16 protein-coding genes and 1 tRNA gene are annotated in these 25,703 nt (G+C 62.1%); 14 read left to right on the top strand and 3 right to left on the bottom strand.

The genetic code is table 11. The annotated features are described in order from the left end of the window. Nucleotides 1–89: 89 nt before the first annotated feature. Nucleotides 90–1,838: a dihydropteroate synthase gene (folP, locus tag AAAX77_RS01055; RefSeq protein ID WP_349104344.1), complete on the top strand. Its 1,749-nt coding sequence runs from the start codon at nt 90–92 to the stop codon at nt 1,836–1,838. Beyond that, entirely contained in the window at nt 1,839–2,540 is a 702-nt protein-coding gene (locus AAAX77_RS01050; RefSeq protein WP_349104342.1) for a hypothetical protein, read from the top strand. 197 nt (nt 2,541–2,737) lie between these two features. Here the strand turns inward: AAAX77_RS01050 and AAAX77_RS01045 are convergent, their stop codons facing one another. Continuing rightward, nucleotides 2,738–3,511 (bottom strand): type III pantothenate kinase, encoded by a 774-nt coding sequence (locus tag AAAX77_RS01045; RefSeq protein WP_349104341.1) that lies wholly within the window; start codon nt 3,509–3,511, stop codon nt 2,738–2,740. 196 nt (nt 3,512–3,707) lie between these two features. On the opposite strand from AAAX77_RS01045, the gene AAAX77_RS01040 reads away from it, so the two are divergent. The 9 genes from AAAX77_RS01040 (at nt 3,708) to AAAX77_RS01000 (ending at nt 19,776) form a co-directional block, all read left to right on the top strand. Continuing rightward, a tRNA-Met gene (locus AAAX77_RS01040) sits at nt 3,708–3,784 on the top strand. Between the two features lie 528 nt (nt 3,785–4,312). Further along, nucleotides 4,313–6,343: a bilirubin reductase, long form gene (gene bilR / locus AAAX77_RS01035; RefSeq protein WP_349104339.1), complete on the top strand. Its 2,031-nt coding sequence runs from the start codon at nt 4,313–4,315 to the stop codon at nt 6,341–6,343. Between the two features lie 447 nt (nt 6,344–6,790). Then, nucleotides 6,791–7,186 (top strand): transposase, encoded by a 396-nt coding sequence (locus AAAX77_RS01030; protein ID WP_349104338.1) that lies wholly within the window; start codon nt 6,791–6,793, stop codon nt 7,184–7,186. 181 nt (nt 7,187–7,367) lie between these two features. Continuing rightward, on the top strand, nt 7,368–10,250 hold the full coding sequence (locus tag AAAX77_RS01025; protein ID WP_349104337.1) for a proton-conducting transporter membrane subunit: 2,883 nt from the start codon (nt 7,368–7,370) through the stop codon (nt 10,248–10,250). A 12-nt stretch (nt 10,251–10,262) separates the two neighbouring features. Beyond that, a complete protein-coding gene (gene nuoB, locus AAAX77_RS01020) occupies nt 10,263–10,850 on the top strand; it encodes an NADH-quinone oxidoreductase subunit NuoB (RefSeq protein WP_349104335.1) in 588 nt (195 codons plus the stop codon). Continuing rightward, entirely contained in the window at nt 10,850–11,569 is a 720-nt protein-coding gene (locus AAAX77_RS01015; RefSeq protein WP_349104334.1) for an NADH-quinone oxidoreductase subunit C, read from the top strand. Before nuoB ends, AAAX77_RS01015 begins: the two co-directional genes overlap by 1 nt. A 5-nt stretch (nt 11,570–11,574) precedes the next feature. Further along, nucleotides 11,575–12,663: a nickel-dependent hydrogenase large subunit gene (locus AAAX77_RS01010; protein ID WP_349104332.1), complete on the top strand. Its 1,089-nt coding sequence runs from the start codon at nt 11,575–11,577 to the stop codon at nt 12,661–12,663. A 7-nt stretch (nt 12,664–12,670) separates the two neighbouring features. Continuing rightward, the gene (locus AAAX77_RS01005) at nt 12,671–13,012 is read left to right on the top strand and encodes a 4Fe-4S dicluster domain-containing protein (protein ID WP_138113720.1); all 342 of its coding nucleotides are present in this window, start codon (nt 12,671–12,673) and stop codon (nt 13,010–13,012) included. A gap of 467 nt (nt 13,013–13,479) precedes the next feature. Next, nucleotides 13,480–19,776: an FctA domain-containing protein gene (locus AAAX77_RS01000; protein ID WP_349104331.1), complete on the top strand. Its 6,297-nt coding sequence runs from the start codon at nt 13,480–13,482 to the stop codon at nt 19,774–19,776. A gap of 601 nt (nt 19,777–20,377) precedes the next feature. Here AAAX77_RS01000 and AAAX77_RS00995 read toward each other — a convergent pair. Together AAAX77_RS00995 and AAAX77_RS00990 are read right to left on the bottom strand one after the other, a co-directional pair. Continuing rightward, nucleotides 20,378–21,007, bottom strand: a complete 630-nt coding sequence (locus AAAX77_RS00995; protein ID WP_035136584.1) for a response regulator transcription factor — start codon at nt 21,005–21,007, stop codon at nt 20,378–20,380. Next, nucleotides 21,004–22,140, bottom strand: coding sequence for a histidine kinase (locus tag AAAX77_RS00990; RefSeq protein WP_349104329.1), 1,137 nt, complete (start codon nt 22,138–22,140; stop codon nt 21,004–21,006). Before AAAX77_RS00990 ends, AAAX77_RS00995 begins: the two co-directional genes overlap by 4 nt. A 199-nt stretch (nt 22,141–22,339) precedes the next feature. Here AAAX77_RS00990 and AAAX77_RS00985 point away from each other — a divergent pair, with 199 nt between their 5' ends. From AAAX77_RS00985 to AAAX77_RS00975, 3 genes are read left to right on the top strand one after another with little or no spacing between them, the layout of a single operon-like run. Then, nucleotides 22,340–23,278, top strand: a complete 939-nt coding sequence (locus tag AAAX77_RS00985; protein ID WP_349104328.1) for an ABC transporter ATP-binding protein — start codon at nt 22,340–22,342, stop codon at nt 23,276–23,278. 9 nt (nt 23,279–23,287) lie between these two features. Then, nucleotides 23,288–24,475, top strand: coding sequence for an ABC transporter permease (locus AAAX77_RS00980; RefSeq protein ID WP_349104327.1), 1,188 nt, complete (start codon nt 23,288–23,290; stop codon nt 24,473–24,475). Then, on the top strand, nt 24,462–25,667 hold the full coding sequence (locus tag AAAX77_RS00975; RefSeq protein ID WP_349104326.1) for an ABC transporter permease: 1,206 nt from the start codon (nt 24,462–24,464) through the stop codon (nt 25,665–25,667). Before AAAX77_RS00980 ends, AAAX77_RS00975 begins: the two co-directional genes overlap by 14 nt. Nucleotides 25,668–25,703: the final 36 nt, after the last annotated feature.

Raw genomic sequence — 25,703 nt, 5'->3', positions numbered from 1 at the left:
CGCGCGGATACAATAGAAAGACTGAGTGCAAAGCGACCCCGCCGCCAGCTCCCCAAGCTCGGCGGCGTGGGCATTTTAGGAGGATGTTCATGGCGAACGACAGCAAGACATGGCGGTGCGGAAAGTATGAGCTCAGCTTTGACCGTCCGCGCATCATGGGCGTCCTCAACGTGACGCCCGATTCGTTTAGCGATGGCGGGGAGCACTTCGACCCGGATGCCGCCATCGAGTACGGCCTGGCGATGCTCGACGCCGGTGCCGACATCATCGATGTGGGCGGCGAGTCCACGCGCCCTGGCTTTACCCCGGTCAACCCCGACGAGGAGGCTCGCCGCGTGCTGCCCGTGGTGCGCGCGCTGGCCAAAGAGGGCGCCATCGTCTCGATCGACACGCGTCATGTGGCGGTTGCCAAGGCGGCCGTGCGCTGCGGCGCCTCGATCGTCAACGACGTGACCGGCTTCACCGATCCCAAGATGGTCGAGTTTGTTAAGACGAGCACCTGCGGCGTCATCGTGATGCATGCCGGCGAGGTCGCCGCGCCCGCCCGCACGCACGCAACGGTGCAGCTCGATACCTCGGCAGCGGCGTTTGTTGCCGAGAAGGCGCGCGAGGCGGCTGCCGAGGCCGCGCGTGAGGCTGAGAAGCCGGCTCGCCGCCGTCGCGGCAAGTTGCTGGGTGAGCCCAAGGTTGAGGCCAAGCTTCCGGGCGGCGTGGTGCAGCCCTCGTTGCCGTTTGGCGAACCGGAGCCCACGTCCGAGTCTGCAACCGAGCTGGGGCAGGAGACGCCGGCCGCCGAGCAGGCCGCTGCCGCCGAGACCGTTGCGCCCGCGCCCGAGGCTGCGCCCGAGGCCACCGAGGCCGCATCGGAGTCCAATGACCGCCTGGCCGCCATGATGCGCCGCAGCGCCCGCCGCGAGGAAGCCTATGTGCCCACCTCGCAGCTCCGCCGCTTCACCCTGCCCGATTCGGCGCCCATCATGCGCCGCGTCATGGGCTTTCTGTCCGACCAGGCCCGCACGCTCATCCATGCCGGCGTGTCGCGCGACCGCATCTGCATCGATCCTGGCCCGGGCTTTGGTAAGTCGGCTAACGAGGACATCGTCATCCAGCGCGAGACTGCCAAGATGGCGTCACTGGGCTATCCGCTCATGTGCGCCGTGTCGCGCAAGCGCTTTGTGGGCGCCGTCTCGGGCGTGACCGAGGCCGCCGAGCGCGATGCCGCCACGTTTGGCGTGTGCCTGGGCGCCATCCAGGCCGGTGCCAACATCGTGCGCGTGCACGACGCCGCGGGTTTTGCGCAGTTCCTGAACGGCTACTGGGCGGTTGCCAAGCCACAGCCGCGCCGCGCGTTTGTGGCCGTGGGCTCCAACCTGGGGCATCGCTGCGACAACATCCGCGCCGCACGCGAGATGATCGCCGAGATTCCACTCACCTGCGTGTCTAACTCCTCCAAGATTTACGAGAGCGAGCCTGCCTACGAGACGCGCCAGGACGCGTTTGCCAACGCCGTCATCGAGATCAAGACCGAGCTTGCGCCGCTGGTGCTGCTCGACGAGCTCATGAAGATCGAGGCCGAGCTGGGACGCGACCGCTCCAAAAAGGCCAAGGCCAACGGTCCGCGCACCATCGACCTGGACCTGCTGTGGATGGACGGCGAGACCCACGGCGGCAAAAAGCTGCGCCTGCCGCATCCGCTGATCGGCGAACGCGATTTTGTGCTGGTGCCGCTCGAGGACCTGATGCACGACCCGGCGCGGTTCTTCCGCTACAACGGCGTCGAGGTCAAGGAGCCCGAGGACCGCGTGGGCCATATCGTGGGCGAATTGGGGCGTATGTAGATGATCGAGATGAATGCTGTTGCCGCTGGCACCGAGCTCGACGCGGCGCGCGACGCGGGCCGCGAGGGCATGTCCGCGGGCTGGTGCGCGTGGAGCGCGGGCGATGCATCGCTGATGTTTTCGCTGGTCGTGCGCCCCGATGTGAACATGCACGCCTTCCACGGCCTGCCGTTTGTGGCCGCAATGGGTATGATGGACGCGCTCGCGGGCACGGCCGCAACGCCGGGCCTGGGGCTTGCCGGCAAAGTGGGCATCCAGTGGCCGAGTGACATCGTGTGCGGCGCGCCCGCGTTTGAGACGTCGCTCGCGCGCGTCGCTGTCAACGGCGGTGCCGGTGCTGCGGGCATGTTTGCCGCGGTGACGGTTGATATTGAGCGTGCGGCGCTGAGCGAGCTTGGCGTGGATATGGCCGACGAAGCGCTGGTCGAAGAGTTGGCCGCCGCCATGCTGGCCCGCGTGGACGCCTGGGCGGTTGTTGCCAACACGCCGCAGGGCGCCGCAGGGCCGCTGGCTCCCGTGCTGGGCGAGTACTTCGACATGGTGCCGCTGCTGGGCCGCCAGGTTGCGGCGGTGTCTCCCAACGGCTTGCCGCTTGCGGTCGGTGTGTTTGCGGGCCTGGACATCTGGGGTCGCGCCACCATCAAGACCGATGCCGGCGAGCAGGAGTTTCCGCCCGAGGCTGTACGAATTCGCGGACTGTAACGCGAGGCGCCCGCGCTCAAAGATAACGATGACAACGAAAGCTCTCCTCGGCTTGCACCGGGGAGGGCTTTGCGTGACTGCGGGGTAGCACCTCGGACCTATTCCTCAAAACTGAAAATTTTTCGATTTTGAGGAATAGGCTTGGCGAACGTTTGCGGGGGCTGTGGCATCGGACGTGCTCGACTTAAGCCCCTGCTCTATCCTAGCTCCTGCATGCGGCGGTAGATTTCGCAGATGCCCTTGATGGTGAGTTGACCGTCTACCACGTCGAAGGCATCGGTCGAGCCGGCGACGATGCCGGCGAGACCGCCTGTGGCGATAACGGTGGCGTCCTCGCGCCCCAGCTCGCGCTTCATGCGCGCGACCAGGCCTTCGGCCATGGCGGCGGCGCCCATCACGGCGCCGACCTTGATGCATTCCTCGGTGTCGCGGCCGATGGCGTGCTCGGGCGCCTCGAGCGGCACGCTGGCGAGCTTGGCGGCACGGGCGGCAAGCGCGTCCATGGAGATGCGGATGCCCGGCGCGATCGCTCCGCCAATGTAATAGCCGTCCTCGTCGATGACGTCGATATTGGTCGCGGTGCCAAAGTCCACCACGATCGCTGGCGCGCCGTAGAAGGTCTCGGCCGCGACGGCGTTGGCGATGCGGTCGGCACCCACGGCCTGGGGGCGTGCCGCGCGTAGCTTAGTCACGGCTGCCGTCTGCGGGCCGATGACGATGGCGTCTGCCGCGATGCGGTCGGCCACGGTGTGCCACTCGCGCGAGAGCTGCGGCACCACGCCGGCGAAGGCAATCGCGTCGACCGCGTCGAGCGAGAGGTCGTACATCTTAAAGAAGCCCATCAGGCGCACGTGGATCTCGTCGGCGGTATAGGAACGGTCAGTGGGCATGCGCCACGACTGCACCAGCTCGTCTCCGTCAAACAGACCCATGGCCGTCTGCGTGTTTCCCATATCGATAGCGAGCAGCATGTCTACTCCCGGTGTTGGCATAAAAGGACGCGCACCATTGTATACGCGCCGTCGACGGCGCTCGGCTGCGATTCGTTTACGATGATAGGGGCTGAGGGGTTTAAATATGAAGGAATTATGCTCTACGAGATTTTCCTTGCCGTTTACCGAACTCCCACGTAATATTCTTCCTTGCGCACATGAGGCGCCCAGACATTGCGGGGTGGAGCAGTCTGGTAGCTCGCCGGGCTCATAACCCGGAGGTCGTAGGTTCAAATCCTGCCCCCGCGACCAAGAACTTGCAGCTCGTCGGCCTAGCCGGCGAGCTTTTTTGTTATTGCGGGACCGTGTTTTCGGTCCAATTCTTGGCCTCTCAAACAAAATCTCGGTCTGTAACATCTAGACCCGATTTGGGCGGCTAGGTGTTACAGATCGAGATGTTTCGGCAGGACGGTCTTCGTTTGTCTAAATCTGTAACACGAGGGACGGATTTTGCCGAGTTGTTGTTATAGATTGAGATTTTCTAGCAGGCGGGTTTGGTTTGTCTCGATCTGTAACAGGTAGGGGTCAAAAGTGGGTCTAGCTGTTACAGATTGAGATTGTTGAGGTTGGGTCGAGGGGAATATCTCGATCTGTAACAGTAAGACCCGGTTTTGCCGAGTAACTGTTACAGATTGAGACGAACCGACGGGCCGCTCTGCCCCATCCACCTGCCGCCACCTGATATTCGCCGATTTCCGTTGTGCCGCCGTGCTCCCATGCCATATCCTCTAGACAACTACGCGGCATCATCGCCGCCGCGCCTACAAGAGAGGAATGTCCATGACCACACCTGCATCCAAGCTGCTCCAGCCCATTACGGTTGGCCCCCTTGAGCTCAAGAACCGCATTATGTTTCCGCCGCTGACCACCGGCTACGAGGAGCGTGACGGTTCCATCGGCGAGCGCAGCCTGGCTTTTTACGAGCGCTTGGCCCGTGGCGGCGTGAGCTACATCGTCATCGGCGACGTTGCTCCCGTCATGACCGCAAGCCCCACGCCCAAGCTGGCAACCGACGCCCAGATCCCCACGTTTAAGGCGCTGGCCGATGCCGTCCACAAGCACGGCGCCAAGGTCGCGCTGCAGCTGTTCCACCCCGAGTACGATGTGCCCGGTGTCGGCCGCATGGTCATGGGCTCCATGGCTGCCGCCAAGGCCGCGCAGGAGGCCAAGGCCGCCGGCGACGAGGAGACCTTTGCCGCCAAGATGGCCGAGTCCAACGAGATCCGCAACCAGGCCTACGCCAAGCTGCATCACGACATGCAGCACTTTGTGAACGAGGCGAGCGTAGAGCAACTCACCCAGATCAAGGAGGCCATCGCTGCCTCGGCCGCCCGTGCGCAGCAGGCCGGCATCGACGCCATCGAGGTCCACGGCGATCGTCTGGTGGGTTCGCTGTGCTCGGCCATCCTCAACCAGCGCACCGACGAGTACGGCGGCTCCTTCGAGAACCGCGTTCGCTACGCGCTGGAGGTCGTCGCTGCCATTAAGGAAGCCGCGCCGCAGCTGATGGTGGAGTACAAGCTCCCCGTGATCATGGAGAACCCCGACGGCACGCCGCGCGGCAAGGGCGGCCTACAGCCCGACGAGGCCTGCGAGTTCGCCAAGCTGCTCGAGGGCGCGGGCATCGATATGATCCAGGTCGCACAGGCCAACCACACCGGCAACATGGGCGACACCATTCCGCCCATGGGCGCCATGCCCTACAACTGGACGCTGCCCGTGGCCGAGCGCGTCAAGGCCCTGGTCTCCGTGCCGGTGGCAACCGTGGGCCGCGTGGTTTCGGTCGAGGCCGGCGAGAAGATTCTGGAAGACGGCGCCGCCGACATCATCGCCTATGGCCGCTCGCTCATGTGCGACCCCGACATTGCGCTGAAGGCCGCCACGGGTGAGCCCATCCGCGAGTGCCTCAACTGCAACAAAGGTTGCGTCGACGCGATTCAAAACCGCAAGTACATCTCGTGCGTGCTTAATGCCGAGAACGGTGACGAGGCGACCATCGCCATCAAGCCGGGCGAGGGCGACAAGAAGATCGCCGTGGTGGGCGGCGGCATCGCCGGCCTGGAGGCCGCGCGCGTGGCGGCCAAGCGCGGCTACGACGTGACCGTCTACGAGGCGAGCGATCATCTGGGCGGCCAGATTGTGCTGGCGGCTGCGCCTCCGCGCAAGGACGAGATCATGCGCTCGGTCGAGTACTACGAGAAGATTCTGCCTGGCCTGGGCGTGAAGGTTGAGCTCAGCCATGCCGCTACCGCTGAGGACCTCAACGCCGCCGACGCCGCGATTGTGGCCGTGGGCGCGCACGACGTGGTCATCCCCGTTCCGGGCGCCGACTCGGAGAAGGTCGTCTCGAGCTGGGACGTGCTGGCCGGCAAGGCGGAGCTCAACGGCCGCGTCGCTGTCATTGGCGGTGGCCTGGTGGGCACCGAGACTGCCGAGTATCTGCTGCAGCACGGCTGCGAGGTGGCGATCGTGGAGATGCTCGACAAGATTGCCGCGGGCGAGTCCGAGACCATTCTGCCGCTGATTATGAGCGACTTTGCAGAGCACAACGTGGAGCAGCACGTGAAGACCCGCCTGACCGCCATTACCGACGAGGGCGTGGAGGCTGTGCGTACCGCCGAAGACGGCGCCGAGGAGCCGGTGAAGATCGCCTGCGATTACGTGGTGATGGCCGTGGGTTCCAAGGCCAACATGTTTGACCTGGACGGCGTAACGGTGCCCGTGACCTGCGTGGGCGACTGCTCGGGCGAGCGCACCGCCGACATTGCCAGCGCCATCCGCACGGCATATCACGCGGCCAACGAGCTGTAGTTAACTTCGCGGCCAAGCGGGGCGGTAGCACGGATCCGCCTCGCCCGACTGCGTCCCGTCGGGTGTCAATCGGTGCGGGGCCTGCAAGCGCAGCAGGTCCCGCCCTTTTGTTTTGCTCCGGTGGATGGCAATGCGCGGTAATCATGAGGAGTGAGGACGTCTGCTGCCTTGCAGATTACTCAAAATTATTGGGGGAGGGGTTAATAACTATATCTTCTATACCAAAGGACATAAAGAGATGCCAATTTTGTTGACAAGCGAATGACGATTAGCTGCGAGTCAGCTACCAGCGTAAATAATCGATAAAGAAATGTCGTAATTTGGTGCCAAATGCCCAGATAACGCCGCGTCTATTTTAATTAACTGCTTTGAGCAAACAGTAAAATGCTACTATCTAACTTGCACGTAAGAAAGCAGATTAACGGTTAAGGCTAAGAAGTGGCAGGTATGTCGGAAGCAACTAGGACTCGCACGCATGCGCCCGAGGTTAGGCAGCGCGCCGTCGAGATCCTCCAAGAGGGGGTCGGTCATCGCGCTCTCGCCGCGGAGCTTGGCATTCCCCAAGCCACGGCTCGTCAGTGGGCCCGCGCGTATGCCGTGGGCGGTGCCGACGCCGTTCTCAATGCCGGTTCGCATCATCACACCTATTCGTACGAAGTTAAGCTCGCCGTGGTCAAGGACCGCTTGGAAAACGGCTTAACGGTTTGCGAGGCCATGATTAAGCACAAGATTCCCAGCGAGTCTTCGGTCAAGGCTTGGTGTCGCCAGTATCGCGAGAGCGGTGAGTCCGCACTGGTCGATAAGCCGCGGGGTCGCAAGCCGCGCGTTAAAAAGGCGGAATAGCGAACGGGATGGTGCGCCCACAGGGGCGCATTTTTCTTGCCGCCCCTCTACTCCAATGCGGACAGACTCCTTGCCCCGTATGCCTAAAACTCCCCAGTTGACCGAAAACCCGCTGCCGCTACTCATCAATTGAGCTATAACGTTAAACAATTGCAGCGTTTTTGCATGGGGGAGTGATGGTATGACGCTACTGTATTTCCTTACCCTGTTTCCGCTGGTACCGGCGCTGGGCATGCTGTTCGCGCGCGGCGACCGCGCCCGCGATGCGGTGGGGCTCATAGGTTCCGGCATTATTATGGCGGTGACAGTTGTAGTCGCCGTCATGTTTTGTGGCATGGGTCCGCAGAGCTTTGAGGTTGCCTCCGGCACCTCGCATGTGCTCTCGATCATCAGCTCCGTCATCGACGTCATCCTGTGCGCCGTAATCCTGTACAACGCGTACAAATATAGGAACGCGCTCACCACGGTGCTCGGCATAGTCCAGCTGGTGGGCTCGCTCGCCTTTGCAGCCATGACGTTGCCCGCGGCCGAAGCCGTCACGGCGACGCCGCTCTACCTGGACTACATGAGTGTGATCATGGTCCTCGCCGTCGGTATCGTCGGCAGCCTAATCTGCGTGTATGCCCTGGGCTACATGAAGGACTTCCAGGCCCATGACGAGCACGAGGCCGCGCTGCGCGGGCAGACCGCGCCCGACCGTCGCCCGCAGTTCCTGGCGCTTATGTTCCTGTTCCTCTCGGCCATGTTCGTCATCGTGACGAGCGATAACCTTGAGTGGCTGTTCTGCGGCTGGGAAATCACCACCGTGTGCTCGTTCCTCATGATTGGCTACACGCGCACGCCCGAGGCCATCAAGAACGCCTTCACCCAGATCATCCTCAACATGCTGGGCGGCATCGCGTTTTTGGCCGGACTCATGTACCTGCACGTTAACGGCATGCCGCTGACCATCTCGGGCATGATCGAGCTTTCCGGCGCCGGAACCGCGCAATCCGCGCTGCTGGTGATGCCGGTCGTTCTGCTGTCGCTCGCCGCCCTTACCAAGGCCGCGCAGATGCCGTTCCATACCTGGCTGCTCGGCGCCATGGTTGCCCCCACGCCCACGAGCGCCCTGCTGCATTCGTCCACCATGGTCAAAGCCGGCGTGTTCCTGATGGTCAAGCTGAGCCCGCTCTATGCCATCTATCCCGTGACCGGCTTTATGGTCACGAGTGTGGGTGCCATCACGTTTTTGCTTGCTGCCCTTATGGCCATCTCGCAGAGCAACGCCAAACGCGTGCTCGCGTACTCCACCATTTCCAACTTGGGCCTCATCAGTGCCTGCCTGGGTGTCGGCGCGCCCGAGGCCGTATGGGCGGCCATCTTCCTGATCCTGTTCCACACGGTGGCAAAGTCGCTGCTGTTCCTGTGTGTGGGCACCGCCGAGCATCATATCGGCAGCCGCAATATCGAGGACATGGACGGCATGTTCAGCCGCATGCCGCACCTGACGCGCCTGATGATGCTGGGCATCATGGGCATGTTTGTGGCGCCGTTTGGCATGCTCGTGTCCAAGTGGGGCGCCCTGGTGGCGTTTGCGCAGACCGGCAACGTGCTCATGATCATGGTGCTTGCCTTTGGCTCGGCCGCGACGTTCTTCTTCTGGGGCAAGTGGCTTGCCAAGCTTTCGGGCGTCGACCCCACGGCTCAAAACGTTGAGGTCAATGTCCATAAGACCGAATGGATGGCGCTCAACACCATCGCCGCGCTGCTGATTCTGTGCTGCGTGGCGTTCCCGGTTATCTCGAGCGGTCTGGTGTCGCCTTGCTTGGCCATGGTGTTTGGACGCGTGCCGTACGTTATCGGCAAGGACGCCATGTATCTGATGGTGGTTATCGTGGCTTTTATCGCCGTGGTGCTGCTGACTTCATTCCGCGTGAGCAACAAGCCGCACGTCAACGTATATCTTTCGGGTGTGGGAACCGACAAATATCGCCATTTCCGCGGCTCGATGGGACACGAGGTGAAGGCCGAAAAGCGCAATTGGTACTCGGAGGACGCTCTTGGCGAGAAGCGTATTGGCCCCGTGGGCAGCGTCGTGTGCTGCAGCATTATCTTGTTTGCGCTGCTGTGTTGCGCGTGGATTGGGCCCGAGAGACTTGCCATGAGCGCGCCCTCGGTGTTGCGCGGCAAGTATTTTGAAGGTTCGGGCGTCGTGGGCATCTTTATTGGTACCGTGGTGTTTGCCCTGCTGGCGCCTTTGGTTGGTGGCCTGATCGATGGCCTTGACCGCAAACTTTCGGCTCGCATGCAGGGCCGCGTGGGCCCGCGCCTGCTGCAGCCCTTCTACGACGTTGCCAAGCTGCTGCGCAAGGCCCCCGCCAGCGTAAACACCATGGACGATACCTACATGGCGTGTGCGCTCATCTTTACCGTCGTGGGCGGCGGCATCTTTGTGTCGGGTTCCAACACGCTGTTGTGCGCCTTTATGGTTACGCTCGCCGCGATCTTTGTGGTGCTGGCGTCCGCCTCGACGCAAAGTCCGTTTGCCCAGGTTGGCGCCGACCGTGAGTTGCTGCAGGTTATGAGTTACGAGCCCGCCGTTCTGCTGATGAGCGTGGGCCTGTACCTTGCCACTGATAGCTTCGACTCTATCGCCGTGACGGGGCAGTCGGCCCCCATCATCGTGTACAGCGCGCCCATCTTCCTCGCGCTGCTCGCGGTGCTTACCATCAAGCTGCGCAAGTCGCCGTTCGATCTTTCGTACTCGCATCACGCGCATCAGGAGATTGTCCAGGGTGTCGCCACCGAGATGAGCGGCGGCACGCTGGCCAAGATGACCCTTATGCACTGGTGCGAGACCGTGCTGTTTTTGATGTGGGTGGGCATGTTCTTTGTCTGGGACAACCCCGTGAGCTGGGTTGTAGCCCTGGTCGTGATGGCCGCGACGTATTTTGTCGAGGTCCTGATCGACAACACCTTCGCACGCAGCACCTGGCGCAGCTGCTTTAGGCTCGGATGGGGCGTGGCGCTGGTGTTTGGCCTGCTCAACCTTATGCCCATCCTCGTCGACGTGTTTATTTAGGAGGCGGCATCCATGGATCATAAAATGTCGCGCTCGCCGTGGGTCATTCATTACGACGGCTCGAGCTGCAACGGATGCGATATCGAGGTGCTGGCCTCGCTCACGCCGCTGTTCGATGCGGAGCGCTTTGGCGTGGTCAACACCGGCAACCCCAAGCATGCGGATATCTTTTTGGTGACGGGGTCGGTCAATGCCCAGAACCTGCCCGTCGTGCGCCAGATCTACAACCAGATGCTCGAGCCCAAGTGCGTGGTGGCGTGCGGCATCTGCGCGTGCTCGGGCGGCGTGTTCCGCGATGCGTACAACGTGATCGGCGGCGTGGACCGCGCAATTCCCGTGGACGTGTACGCGCCCGGGTGCGCCATTCGTCCCGAGACGGTGATCGACGCCATCGTGGAGGCGTGCGGCATCCTGGACCAGAAGGAGGCCGTGATGCGCGCCGGCGGCGATCCGCTTACCGTGGGCGGTGCCGCTACCTGGGACGGTGGCGTTGAGCTGGGCGAGGACGGGTTTGTGGCTGCGGGGGCCGGGGCTGATGGTGCCGGTGACACGCCCGCTGGGACGCCCGCCGCACCCGCCGCTGCAAAGGAGGCCGAGTAATGCAAAAGGCAATCTATACCACCGTCGGGATCGACGAGCTCCTGTCGCATGTCCAGGCGCTCAAGGGTGTCGGCGCGCGCTTTGTGCAAATGCACGCCGAGCGCAACGTCGATGACGGCTCGTATCGCCTGCTCTATACGTTTATCAACGTTCGTGCTGCTCAGGAGCATATTGTGCAGGACGGCAGCTATGCGATCGAGAACCTGGTGGTTGAGGGCATCGACCAGTACCAGGAGATTCCGTCCATCAGCTCGTATTATCCGGCGGTATTCCCGTTTGAGAACGAAGCGCACGACCTGTTTGGTCTTGCCATCACCGACATGCAGCTCGACTTTAAGGGCTTTTTCTACCAGGTTTCGACTGCCGAGCCCATGAGCGTTATCACGCCCGAGGTAAAGGCCGCACGCGAGAAGGCCATGAAGGTCCGTGCCGCCGCCGAGGCCAAGGCGCGCAAGGCCGCGGCCGAAAAGGCCGCCGCCGCCGCTGCTGCTGCGGGGGAGGGCGTTGCGGGCGCTGGCGATGCTGCGGGCGCTGCCGTCGCTCAGCCCGCTGCGGCAACCGGCTCCGATGCTCAGCACGATGAAGCTGCTGCGAAGGCCGCGCTCAAGGCTGCCGAGATGGAGGCAAAGCTCGCCGCCATGGATCCCAAGAAAGCGGCCAAGGTCCGCGCGGCGCTTGCCGCAAAGGCCGCCCGCGACAAGCAGAAAAAGGAGGCGTAAGGTCCATGGCACATCGCTCCGTTATTCCGTTTGGCCCGCAACACCCGGTGCTGCCCGAGCCGCTTCATCTGGACCTGGTGATCGAGGACGATCGCGTCATCGAGGCAATTCCACAGATCGGCTTTGTGCACCGCGGACTCGAGAAGCTCACCGAAAAGCGCGACATGCATCAGTTTGGCTACATCGCCGAGCGCATCTGCGGCATTTGCGCCGTGGGCCACAGCTGCGGCTATGCCAGCGCCTGCGAGCGCATGCTCGACATCGAGGTGCCCGGCCGTGTGCAGTATATCCGCACCATTTTGCACGAGCTTTCGCGCATCCACTCGCATCTGCTGTGGCTGGGCCTGCTCGCCGACGCCTTTGGCTTCGAGGTGCTGTTCTATCGGTCATGGACCCTGCGCGAGCAGATACTCAAGATTTTTGAGAGCACTTGCGGCGGGCGCGTGATTCTGTCGATTAACGAGATCGGCGGCCTTAAGCACGACATCGAGGACTCCGAGCTGGCGGGCATTGTCCAGACGCTCGATGCCATGCGTCCTGACTACGAGGCCCTGGTGCATACGTTTTTGGACGACAACAGCTGCGGCGAGCGCCTGCATGGCGTGGGCGTGATTAGCAAGAAAGACGCGCTGGAGCTTTCGATGGTCGGTCCGTTTGGGCGCGCATCGGGCGTGGATTACGACGTGCGCATGTTTGACGACGGTGCCTATGCGGATCTGGCTGCGTTTGAGCCCATCGTTGCTACCGATGGCGATTGCTATGCCCGCTGCCAGGTGCGCTGTGCCGAGGTCACGCAGGCCATGGACATCATTAAGGAGCTTGTGGGCAAGATTCCGCACGACGGGATCGGCGGGCGCACCAAGCTTACGCCGGCCGACGGCGCACGCGGCGAGGTTGTGATTGAGCAGCCGCGCGGCGAGGCGTATTACTATGTGCGCGGTAACGGCACCAAGAACCTGGACCGCTTCCGCGTGCGCACGCCGACGTCGCAAAACCTGGCGGGTCTGACACATGCGCTGCAGGGCGTGCTCCTTGCCAACGTGCCCATGATTATCCTGACCATCGACCCCTGCATTAGCTGCACGGAAAGGTAGGCGCGGCATGAGTTTACTGACATTTGCCAAGACGGCCTTGGGCTCTATGGTCAAGCAACCGGTCACGGTGCGCTATCCGCAGGAGAAGCTGACGGCACCCGAGCGCTTGCGCGGGCATATCGTCAACGACATGGACGTGTGCATCTGCTGCGGCATGTGCGCGCGCCGCTGCCCGGCGGGCGCGCTCGCGGTCGATCGCAAGGGCGGAACGTGGTCGATTGACCCGTATGCTTGTGTGGTGTGTGGCGAGTGCATCGAGAGCTGCCCCAAGCACTGCCTGACTATGGACACCGCCCGTACTCCAGTTGCGGCGGATAAGACTCCCACGGTAGAAACCAAGCCGGAGTAACGCGAAGACGGGGCCGGTGGGGCAAAAATGCCCCACCGGCCCCGCGCGTGAACGCACGGTTGTACCGTCGCGAACAAAACTATGCCGGATTACTACGACAAATCGCCAACCTCCAACCACCCCGCATCCGTCAAAAACAAAACCGCAGGTAGACAGCTTGCGACTTTGCGAAAAAAGTGAGTGTGGTCGGGGGTTCCGTTTTCATCGTAGTAAACCGGCATAGTTTTGAAATGGCGCCATGCTGGTGCCAGCCCCTGATTCCCCGGGGACGGAGGAAGCGGATCATTTTGGCCTGTTGGCTCCGAGTCGCACCCGTTTTCCTGCGAAAACGCTTGTGTCTCAACTTTGATGAGACATTTGTCTCACGCCCAAAACCGAATCTGGAACGTGTGTCACCTGCCCAAATTGTGTCTCATTCCGTAACTTTAGGCTGATGCAAGGTCTGAGCCTGCGAGAAGGGAGACGCGATGAGTAAGTACACGAGGGGTCTCTTGGCGGTGATACTGGCCGTAGTGCTGGTGTTGCCGGCTGCAGCATTTGCCATGCTGCCCGAGGCCAACGCCAGGTCCAGCACCGGTATGGACGGACCGACAATGACCGGAAAGGTCGTCGACCCCGATACCAGCGGACGCTGGGAAATCTGGGCGGTCGGTCACAACGGTAACAAAGTAACGACTCAAAACGTCGGCCGAATCTGGACCGACAAGACGGTTAAGGAAACTGGAGAAAACAAAGCGTCAGATTTTGTGACTACGCTTTCGGCGATGTCCTCAACGTCTAATTCGACCGTGACGGTCACCACGCCACTCGACATCGTGATGGTGTTGGATGCCTCCGGCTCGATGGATGATCCTATGGGTGGCGGAGATCGCACCAAGCGTATCGATGCACTGAAGGGCGCTGCGAACAGCTTTATCGATACCATCGCCAAACAAAACGAGGCTATCGAGGGTGTTGATAGGCAGCATAGGGTTGCCATTGTTAAGTTTGCGGGCAAGAAGTCCAACGATATCGGCAACAATATGTATCGCGACGGAGGGTACTCCTACAATTACACCCAGGTTATGAAAGAATTGACCTACTGTTCCGGCAGCAATGCGGATGATCTCAAGAAGAATACAATTAATCAAATTCAGCCTGCCGGCGCCACCCGCGCCGACTATGGCCTAGAGCTGGCCGAGGGAATCACTATCACTTCTGGCCGCAAAGACGCCAAGAAGATTATCGTGTTCTTTACCGACGGTACGCCAACAAAGCAAAATAAATTCGATGCGGGTGTCGCCAACGCTGCCGTGACAGCTGCTAAGAACATGAAGGACGGCAAGGCCACCGTTTATACCATCGGTATCTTTGGCGGAGCGAATCCCGGTGCGGGCATTCAAGATTTAGGAACAGACGAAGCGAATAAAGCGAACAAGTTCATGCAGGCCGTGTCGAGCAACTATCCCAATGCCACGGCATGGGATACCCACGGCACACGCGCGGAAAACTCCGACTACTACAAGTCGGCGACCAATGCAGAAGAGCTCAAGAAGGTCTTCGACGACATCTCACAGGCCATCACATCGGAGCCGCCTTATCCGACCGAAATCCACAAGGGCTACGACGAGACCAAGTCCGGCTACATCACGTTTACCGACGAGCTGGGCGACTTTATGCAGGTCGACGGATTTACCGAAGTCGTCATCAACGGCACGCCGTTTACCGAGGCGAGCAAGACGGTCAACAAAGAAACCAATACCGACACCTACGAGTTCGCCGGCAAGGCAAAAGACCTGCTCATCACCGTGCAGCGTGCCGGCGATGATAATCCCCAGAAGGGCGATATCGTAACGGTCAACATTCCCGCGTCGTTGATTCCTCTGAGTCACCTTAAGACCGTAGACGGCAAGCTTTCGGTCGATACCGTTAAGCCCATCCAGGTGAAGTATGCCTCGAGCGTGAAGAAGGGCGCACTCGACAACCTGCTTACGCCCGAGAAGGTAACGGGGCTCAAGGATTACATCGAGAGCAATACGGCTGTTGCCAACGGCGCCAAGACCGTGAGCTTCTACGCGAACAAGTGGAGCGGTGGTGCGTTGGGTGATACGGTTGCGACCTTTGAGCCGGCCGACACCAACCGCTACTACTACTTCCAGAAGCAGACTCCCATTTACGCGGATAAGGACTGCACGCAGCCTGCAAAGAATTCGCTGGCAGATACCGGCACCTATTACTACAAGGATGAGTTTGAGGAGCAGGGCGCGAACGGTGAGGCTAAGTCTGCCACCGCCGTCATCGAGTTTATCGGCCGCGACGCTGCCAAGTTTGACGGCGCTATAGTTGCCGACAAGGACGGAAACCTGTCGTTTAGCGTGGGAACCGCGCGCCTGGCCTTTATCGACGAGCTCCATACCGCCAAGAAGAGCGTGGGCGACAACAACACCGGCACCGCGACCGACGTTCTCAACCCCAAGTGGAACAACATGTCCGCCAAGGCAGCTGCGACGCATGTCAATTCCTACCTGGGCAACAACGGCAAGATCAGCTTTGCGTATGACATGACGCCGGCAATGGTGAACACCAAGGCCAGCTTTGGTCTAACCAAGGTGCTCGAGGGCCGCGCCTGGACGGATACGGACACGTTTGAGTTTGGGCTGACGTCCGAGGGCAATGCTCCGATGCCTGCGACTACGACTGCGATCGTGCACGGGGCCGACCTGGACGACAAGGGCAAGGCTGCCATCGACTTCGGCACGATTGAATACACCGAGCCTGGCACGTACGTCTACAAGGTTAGCGAAAAGCACGCCGGGACCACGATTGACGGCATTGCCTACAGCGGTAGCGTCGCGGAGATCACCGTGACGGTGACGCCCAACAAGAAGGGTGAGCTCAGCGCCGCTGTGAAGGTGGCCTGGAGTGAAGCCGAAGTGACCGAGTTCAAGAACGTCTACGCTGCGGATCCTGTTGAGTCCAGCGTTACCGACCAGATTACCGTGGCCAAGTCCCTGACCGGGCGCGACTTGACGGAAGGCGAGTTCAGTTTTGAGCTGCGCGAGGTTAAGGGCGAGGACTCTGAGCTTATCGAGACCGTTGCGAACGCCGCCGACGGCAAGGTGACGTTCAGCACCATCAAGTACACCGAGATCGGCCAACACACCTACATGCTGCGCGAGGTCAAGGGCGACGCCGGCGGCATCACCTATGACGATACGATCCACACTGTCGTGACGACCATCGCCGATAACGGCAAGGGCCAGCTGGTTGCCACGCACGAGCTGAAGGGCGCCAAGGACGTCAAGAGCATCGAGTTCAAGAACGCCTACGCCACGAATGCTGCCGAGGCATCGCTTGCGGGCATCAAGAATCTGCAAGTCGCCGACGGCTTGACCCCGGCTGACATTGCCGGCAAGTTCACCTTTACCGTGACCGGTGAAGAGGGCGCACCCATGCCCGCGAACGCGAGCGTGACCAATGATACCAAGGGCAAGGTCGACTTTGGCAAGATTACCTTTACGCTCGACGACCTTAACAAGGCTCTGGGCGAGAAGCCCGAGAAGCGCGAGCACACCTTTACCTATACCGTGACCGAGTCCGGCGAGGTCGCTGGCGTGACCAACGACGCCAAGCTGTCGCGCGAGGTTTCCTTCACCGTGACCGATGACGGCAAGGGCAATCTGAGCGTATCCTGCAAGCCGGACGGCGATGTGGCATTTACGTTCACCAATACCTATAACGTGACGCCTGTCGAGACGAGCGTCACCGACCAGATCACCGCGAACAAGGTCCTGACCGGGCGCGAGCTTGCTGCCGGCGAGTTCTCTTTTGAGCTGGTCGAGGGCGACGAGGTTGTCGCCAAGGGCACCAACGCTGCCGACGGCACGATCGCCATGGACAAGATCGCCTACGACAAGCTTGGTAAGCACACCTACACGCTGCGCGAGGCCAAGGGCGGAACCACCAGCAAGGGCGTCACCTACAGCGACGCCAAGTACACCATCGAGACCACCATCACGGACAACGGCGACGGCACCCTCAAGGCCGAGCATGTCCTGAAAGGTACCGAGCCCGCCGAGTTCAAGAACACCTACAGCGTGATCCCGCTCGATGCAGAGCTCGACTTTGACCTGAGCAAGGTCATCAGCGGCCGCGACTGGACGGATGGGGACGAGTTTAGCTTTACCATCACCGCCTCCGAAGGCGCCCCGCTGCCCGATCCCGCAACCGTAACCGTGAGCAAGAAGGACGCGAAGGACGGCATCGCCGCCATCAAGTTCGGCAAGATTCACTACGCTGCCGCCGGAACCTATAAGTACGAGATTCGCGAGAACGCGGGCAGCACGGTCGGTATGACGTATGACGCGCATGTCGCAACCGCCGAAGTGACCGTGACCGAGGACAGCGATGGCAACCTGACCGCAAACGTCACCAAGAAGGAAAACGGACGCTTTACCAACACGTACCGCACTGAGCTCGATTACGCCGCGGCCGGCGGCCTCAAGCTCAGCAAGACCCTCTACGGACGTCCCATGACCGAGGGGCAGTTCACCTTTACCGTGACGCCCGCCGACGATGATTCGGCTCGCGCACTTGGCCTGCTTCCCGGGGCCAACAACTTCGAGTCCCCTGCAACGATAGAGGGAACGGTCGGTCAGATTGACATCCTGGCGGGCCATGAGGCCAAATTTACGCAGGCTGATGCCGGCAAGACCTTTACGTACACCGTGGCCGAGAAGAACGACGGCCAGCCGGGTTACACCTACGACGACGCTGTCCGCACCGTGACGATCGCCATCGCCGACGACACCGCCGGTACGCTCACCGCCACGACGACCGTCTCCGGCGGTTCCGAGGGCACGCTGGTGACCGAGTACAAGACCGGCGCGGCTGCGGTCGAGAGCGCCGTGGTTCCGTTCGTCAACAGTTATAGCGCTACGACCAACACGCCTGGTGGCACCGCTGCTCAGGTCGTTGCCGCCAAGACCCTGACCGGTCGCCCGATGGTCGACGGCGAGTTCTGGTTCGGTATCGCCTATCAGGGTGAGCTTGTGGCATACGAAAACCTCAAGCCCAATATCGGCGGGCACGTGAGCTTTGATACGCTGCACTACGACACCAAGATGCTTGCTAATCTTGAGGCTGCTGGGCTTGCTTATCGTACCGATAAGGACGGCAAGCTTGCCTGGACCATTAACTACACGGCCTACGAAGATTTATTCGGGCTGCCAAATGGCGTTTCCGCTACAACGTGGAGCTTTGGCTTTAAGGTTATCGTCGTCGACAACGGTGACGGTACCCTGACGGCAACGGTCGACTACGGCGGCGTCGAGCCCTTGTTCGAGAACGTCTACGGCGCCGAGGCCGTCGATGCCGCGCTCACCGGTACTAAGAAGCTCCAGGTTGCCGAGGGCCTGGCCCCGGCCGACATCACGGGTAAGTTCACCTTTACCGTGACCGCCGACGAGGCTGGTGCCCCGATGCCCGAGCGCACGACCGCAACCAACGACGCGGCCGGCAACGTGGACTTTGGCAAGATCCACTTTACGCTCGAGGACCTCAACCGCGCCCTGGGCGTGGCGGACGATGCGACCGATAAGGCCGAGGCGGACGAAGCTGACGAGGCCGAGGCTGAAGAGGCCGACGCCGACGCTGATGCCAACGTCGACGAGCCCAGCGACGAGTCCGAGCCCGCAGCCCCCACCGCCCCGCGCTCGCACATCTTTACCTATACGGTGACCGAGACCGGCAGCGCCCCTGGCGTGACCAACGATGCCAACGCCACGCGCAAGGTTTCCTATACCGTGACTGACGACGGCGCCGGACATCTGAGCGTCGTGCGCAACGGCGACGACGGTGCGGCCTTCACATTCATCAACACCTACAGCGTAACGCCCACCGACTCTGTCGTGACCGATCAGGTCAAGACGGTCAAGCGTCTGACCGGACGCGACCTTGCAGCCGGCGAGTTCACGTTTGATCTGCTCGAGGACGGCGTGGTTGTCGCTAGCGGCACCAACGACGCCAACGGCACTGTGACACTGAGCCCGATCCGCTACGAGGCGCCCGGCACGCACACGTACACGCTGCGCGAGGCTTGCCCCAATGCGCTCGGCCTGTACAAGGGCGTCACCTATGACGGTACGACCTACACCGTCGTGGCCACCGTCTCTGACAACGGCGATGGCACACTGGCCGTGACGCACAAGCTCGAGGGAACCACCGAGTCGGCTGGTTTTACCAACAAGTATCACGCCATGCCCACCCAAGTCTCCATCGGCGCCATCAAGGTGCTCGAGGGACGCGAGCTCAAGAAGGACGAGTTCAGCTTTAAGCTCGTTGGCGAGGGCATCGAGTCCACCGTCACCAACGATGCCGACGGTAAGATCAGCTTCGACAAGTTTGAGTACGACGAGCCCGGTACGCACGTCTACACCATCAGCGAGGTCAAGGGCGACGAGGCCGGTATGACCTACGACAAGTCCGTCTTTACCGCGACCGTCAACGTGGTCGATGACGGCGAGGGCAGCCTCAAGGCAAGCGTCGCCTTTGCCAAGGGCGACAAGAGCGTCGAGGGCATCGTGTTCAACAACACGTACAAGAAGCCCGAGACTCCTACGCCGACGCCCGACCCCGGCACGCCCAAGACCGTGACGAACATCGTCAAGACGGTCAAGGGTTTCCTGCCCACCACGGGTGACCAGCAGGCTGCCGCACTGCTCATGGCATTCGTCATCGCCATGGCCGGCGTCGGAGCCCTGGTCTGGGGTATCCGTAAGCGCTAGGCACGTCGACAGCGCCCGGGGCCAAAAGGTCCCGGGCGGCCGGCAGGGCTAAATCCCGACCTACTCCTACCCCCAGCCGCCACGGAGGCATCTCCCTCCTCCGTGGCGGCGCTTTTGTGCGTAGGCGAGAAGGGCCTGCCGCGAAACCGGCCCATCTACTACGTTTAGCCCCTTACCCCCAACCATGCCGAAAAGCGCGAAAACAAAACCGCAGGTAGAACGCCTGCGGTTTTGTTCAAAACGAAGGTATGGTCAGGGGTATCGAGTCAAACGTAGTAGATGGGCCGGTTTCGTGGCAGGCACCGTCAACCGATCTCCGCGGCGGAAGAAAACGGATCATTTTGGTCCCGCGAGGCTTGCGGAGGTACTCGTGCAGGGCCGCCCGAACAAAACTATGTCGGTTTACTACGATGAATTCGACATTCCCGACCATGACTGCATTTTTCTAAATATTGCAAGCGTTCTACCTGCGGTTTTGCAAGCGCGCAATTTGCCGTGGTCGAAGGTGGACGATTCATCGTAGTAAACCGGCATAGTTTTGAAATGGTATTAAATCGGTGGTAGCCATTTTGCTATGCCGGGGTGGTCGGTCGTTGGGTAATTACCCTCGCAGGTAGGCGATGGCGATCTGCGTGCGGTTGCGCAGGCCCATCTTTGCCAGGATCGAGCTGATGTGGTTGCGCACGGTGCCTTCGCCCATATAGGCTGTGGCGGCAATCTCCTTGTTGTCGAGGCCACGGGCGATGAGCTCGGCGACTTCGAACTCGCGGTCGGTCAGGCCGGCAAAGGCCGCGGGCCGGCGGGACGTGTCTGCCTTGTTGCCCATCCCGTCAAAGTCAACATCTTCGATTGCCTTGCCCTCGAGCACGCGTTTGCCGTCCATGACCTGTGCCAACGCCGGCGGAATGGCGGCGACATCGGTCTTGATCAGGTAACCGCGGGCGCCCAGCTTGAGCGCCGACACAATGTACTCGTCATCCGAGAATGTCGTTAGAAACACCACGCGCGCCGAAGGGTCGCGCTCAAGGATCTCGCGTGCCGCCGAAAGTCCGTCGCGCCCCGGCATCTGAATGTCGAGCAGCGCGATATCGGGTGCGTGTTCGGCGTAGAGCGCCACCGCATCGTTGCCGTTGGCACCGGTGCCCACCACTTCGATCTGCGGCTGGGCGCCCAGGATAATCTTGAGCGAATCGACCACCAAGCGGTCGTCGTCGACAACGATGAGCCTCATCGGCCCTCATCTCCTTGCTGTTTGGGAACGGTGGCAAACACACGCCAGCCGCCGGTGCCGGCGCGCGGGCCGGCGGTGAAGGTGCCGCCAAGCGCCTCGACGCGCTCGCGCATGGAGGCGAGCCCCATGCCCTCCGCAGCGCCGCGGCCGCTTGCTTGGACCTCACCCACGCCATCGTCGGTAACAATGAGCTGGTAAAACGACGGATGCTCCATGCACCGTACGGTGACGGTCTGGGCGCAAGCGTGGCGCATGGTATTGGAGAGCGCTTCGCGCAGGACCGCCGCAAAGCAGTTGGCGACGTTTGCGGGCGCATGTTCGGCCATAACTTCAAGCTCAATCTGCGGGCCGCCGTCCGAGCGTGTGCCTTCGACAATGCGTTCGAGCTGCACGGAAAGGTCGACGGCGTTGTCGTTGAGCGCGTGGACGCTGGTGCGCACAAGCTGGAGCGCCTCGTCAACCGTGCGTTTAACGTCGGCGAAATCGGCGGCGACGCCAGGCTCGTCGGCGTGGACCACGCGTAGGGCTTCGGCCTGCAGTGAGGCGCGCGTGAGCTGGTGCCCGACGTTATCGTGGATCTCGCGCGCGATGCGGGCGCGTTCGGCGAGCGTCGCGAGCTCGACTTCGTAGTCCTGGCGATCGGCAAGATCGCGGTTGCGCGCCTCGAGCGCGAGGGCTCGTTCCTGCAGCTCGTCGCGGGTGCGGCGCATGCGCCGCTGCTCGCGCTCCAACTGGGCGGTGCGTAGCGATAGCAAGGTGGCGGCAACCGAAAGGATGGCGGTCAGCAGGAGCGTTCGTGCGGTAAGCGCATCGGCGCGAAGGTCCGCGACGAGCGCAAAGGCAAAGACGGAGCCAATGCCCAGCGCGACCCAGGCGTGCTCGCGGCGCGCGATGTCATAGAGGGCGAGAGGCGCAAACGGCACAAACGGCGGCACGAAGACAGCCGCGATGATGCAGGCGTAGCTCGCTGCCTCGCTTGCGCGTCGGGTGCGTTTCCCCTGTGTGACCTCGGCCAGCGAGGTGGCAATAATGCCAAGGCAAAACGCCACAACCAGACGAGCGTCCACGGCAAGACCCATGGCGGCCGCAATACAGCACGCCAGCACGATCGATTTGTCGAAAAGCCTGTTCATACGGGTATTGTACGCGAAGCTGCGCGTGGTGGAGGGGCCGCCTAGCGCAACCGTGACATTCCTCCCGCACGGTGGGGCGGTCGCGTCAGCGGGCCACGCGACCGAGCCCCCGCACTCGTGACAAAGCTCACTGGCGCGCGCCGGCGGCTCCTGCGATGATGCAATCGTACCGGGCCGCAATCAACAGAAGGGCCGCCTCATGACAGACATCGTCCACGTCGAAAACCTCGTCAAGCGCTATGACGATCTTATTGCGCTCGACCACTTTAACCTGAGTATCGCCCCCGGCGAGATCTTTGGCCTGCTCGGACCCAACGGCTCGGGCAAGACCACGTCCATCAACTGCATTCTGCAGCTGCTTGCCTACGACAAGGGCACCATCGAGCTGTTCGGCGAGTCCATGACGCCCGCCCGCTACGACCTCAAGCGCCGCATCGGTGTGGTGCCGCAGCAGGTGGCGGTGTTCGACGAGCTCACCGTGCGCGAGAACATCGATTATTTCTGCAGTCTCTACGTCAACGACCGCAAGCGCCGCCGCGCGCTGGTGGACGAGGCGATCGACTTTGTCGGGCTGGGCGACTTTGCCAAGTTCCGCCCCGGCAAGCTCTCGGGCGGCCTGGCGCGACGCCTCAACATCGCCTGCGGCATCGCGCACAAGCCCGAGCTCATCTTCTTTGACGAGCCCACGGTGGCGGTCGACCCGCAGAGCCGAAACGCCATCCTGGAGGGCATCTGCCGCCTGCGCGACGAAGGTGCCACGGTGGTGTATACCAGCCATTACATGGAGGAAGTCGAGCAGATTTGCAGCCGCATCATGATCATGGACGGCGGGCGCGTGCTGGCGCAGGGCACCAACGACGAGCTCAAGCGCATGATTCAGATGGGCGAGCGCGTGACCGTTGAGGTCGGCGCCGTCGAGACCGCCACGGTCGAGCGCCTGCGCGCCCTCGAACACGTGCTTTCGGTTGAACTGTCCGGCGGCGAGCTCGTCTGCACCTGCGAAGCGAGCCCGCACAATCTGGTCGACATCCTCGACACGCTGCGCGCCGCCGACGTGGCGCTCGGCCGCGTGTGGAGCGAGCCGCCGACCCTCAACGACGTGTTCCTCGAGATCACCGGCCGCGAGCTGCGCGACTAGGGGGCGGCCATGTTCAACACCATCATCACCACGGTCAAGACGCTGCTGCGCCGGCCGAGCACGTGGGTCTGGGGCGCTCTCTTTCCCATCGCGCTTTCCACGATGTTCATGTTTATGTTTGCGAACCTCAGCTCCGACGGCACGGTCGATCCGGTGCCGGTTGCCATCGTGGCGGACGAGGCCTGGGACGCTTCGACCTTTAAGGATGTGGCGACGTCGCTTGCCAAGGAGGGCGACGACCAGCTGCTCAAGATTCACGAGTGCGACGACGCGGCTGCTGCGAACCATGCGCTCAAGGCCGGTGAGGTCGCGGGTATCTATACGGTCGACGACGCGGGCACGCCCAAGCTCACACTGCTTTCGAGCTACGACAGCTCGCGCGCATCATCGGTGCTCACCGATCGCAGCATCCTGGAGACGGTGGCAAGTTCGTATACACAAAATGCCGAGCTCATGTCCCAGATTGCCCAGGACAACCCGGCGGCGCTCGCCGACCCGGAGGCGGTTGCGCGCGCCCTGTCGCTCGAGGGCGGCACCCGCCGCGTAAGCCTGACACGCACCACGCCCGATGGCACGGTCATCTACTATTACGCGCTTTTTGGCCTGGTCGCGATGATGTCTGCCGAGTTTGCCGCCTTGAGCGTTGTCGACCTGCAGCCCAATCTGTCGGGCCTTGGCGCGCGCCGCTGCGTGGGCGGCCTTTCCAAGACGGCGTCGCTGGCCGGTATCTTTGTGGGCTCGTGGCTGGTCTCCTTTGCCTCGATGACGATCGCGATTGGCTACGTGCGCCTGGTCGTGGGCGTCGACTTTGGCGGGCGCGAGGGACTGTGTTTGGTGGGCGGCGCCGTGTCCGCGCTTGCCGCGACGGGCCTGGGCCTTTTTGTGGGCACGTTTCCCGTTAAGGGCGGCAAGGCGTCCAAGTCGGGCATCCTCACGGGCTTTGCCACCACGTGCGCCCTGTTCGCCGGCCTCTACGGCGAGCCGGCGATGGCGCTTGCCGACGACGTCGCCCGCGCCTGCCCGGCCGAGTGCTGGCTCAACCCCGTCAAGCTCATCTGCGACATGTTCAACCGCCTGTATTTCTTTGAGGACCTGGGTCCCTTTGTCATCCGTGCGGGCGCGCTGGTCCTCATGACGCTGGTGTTTGTTGCCGCCGCCACGCTGATTTTTGGAAGGAGCCGCTATGAGCACCTTTAAGACTGCGCTGCGCATGGCGCTCGCGCATCCGTTCTACCTGCTCATCTATACGGTGTTCATATCGCTGATGGGTGTGTTCATCGCGGCATCGGTGAGCTGGAACTCGTCGCAGCTCACCGAGTACAAGCCCTACGACGCCAATGTGATTGTGGTCGACCGCGACGACAGCGATCTTTCGCGTGCGCTTACCAAGCATCTGGGGTTGCGCTTTGACCTGGTCACGGGTGTTGGCGACGACACGTACGACCTTGCGGACGCGCTCTCCAAGAGCAACAGCGCCAAGGGCAGCGCCGACTGCGTGTTCTTTATCCCGGAGGGGTTTGAGGACGACCTCGTTGCAGCCGCCCGCGTGGGGGAGTCCCTGCCCAAGCTCGATGTGACCTACGGTGCCGGCACCATGGCGGCGGCGCTGTCGTCTGCCGAGGCCTCGCGCTGGATCTCGCTCGCGGGCGCTGCGGCGGCGCTTGAGCCCGCTGCTTCTAACGGCGACGTTGCCAAGGCCGCCGAGCATGCCGCTGCAAAGCGCGCGGAGGTCCAGATCGAGCGGGTCAAGGTCGACTCGGCTGCTGCTGCCACGCTCGAGTCGTATTTCAACTTTGGCGCGTATGCGATTATCTCGTCGGTCATCGTGTCGGTGGGGCTGGTGTTCTCGGGCATGAACGAGCCCGAGCGCGTGCGCCGCATGGATGCCAGCCCGGTCTCCGAGCGTCAGCGTTCGCTTGCCGTGTTTGCGGCCGCCGCCGTGCTCACCGTCTGCATTTGGCTCGTGTCGAGCATGATGGGCGTCGTGGGCTTTGCCGGCGCGGTTGCCGAGGTCGGCGCGGGTCGTGTGTGTCTGGCGCTGGCGGTGACGTTTGCCCTGGCGTGCACGCCGCTGGCCGTTGGCTTTACGCTGTCGAGCTTGGGCGCGCGCGAGGAGCTGCTCAACGGCGTGGGCAACTTACTCGGCATGCTCATGACGTTTTTGGGCGGCGCCTGGATGCCGCTGTCGCTCATGGGCTCGGCCGTGCAGACCGCGGCGCATTTTGTGCCGACGTATTGGGTGAACGACGCGATCGGCAAGGCGCTCGCCGCGGACCTGACGTCCACCGTGCTGGGCGACATCGCCTGCGACCTGGGCGTCACGGTGCTCTTTGCCGCGGCCATCGCCGCCGTAGGCCTAGCCCTCGCTCACAACAAATCCCGCGCCTAGCCACCTAGTCATTTAAGAACGTCCCCAATGACTGGC

It is taken from the genome of Collinsella sp. CLA-ER-H6, assembly GCF_040092305.1.
Lineage (GTDB): Bacteria > Actinomycetota > Coriobacteriia > Coriobacteriales > Coriobacteriaceae > Collinsella.
This window is presented reverse-complemented; position numbering and strand designations above follow the sequence as displayed.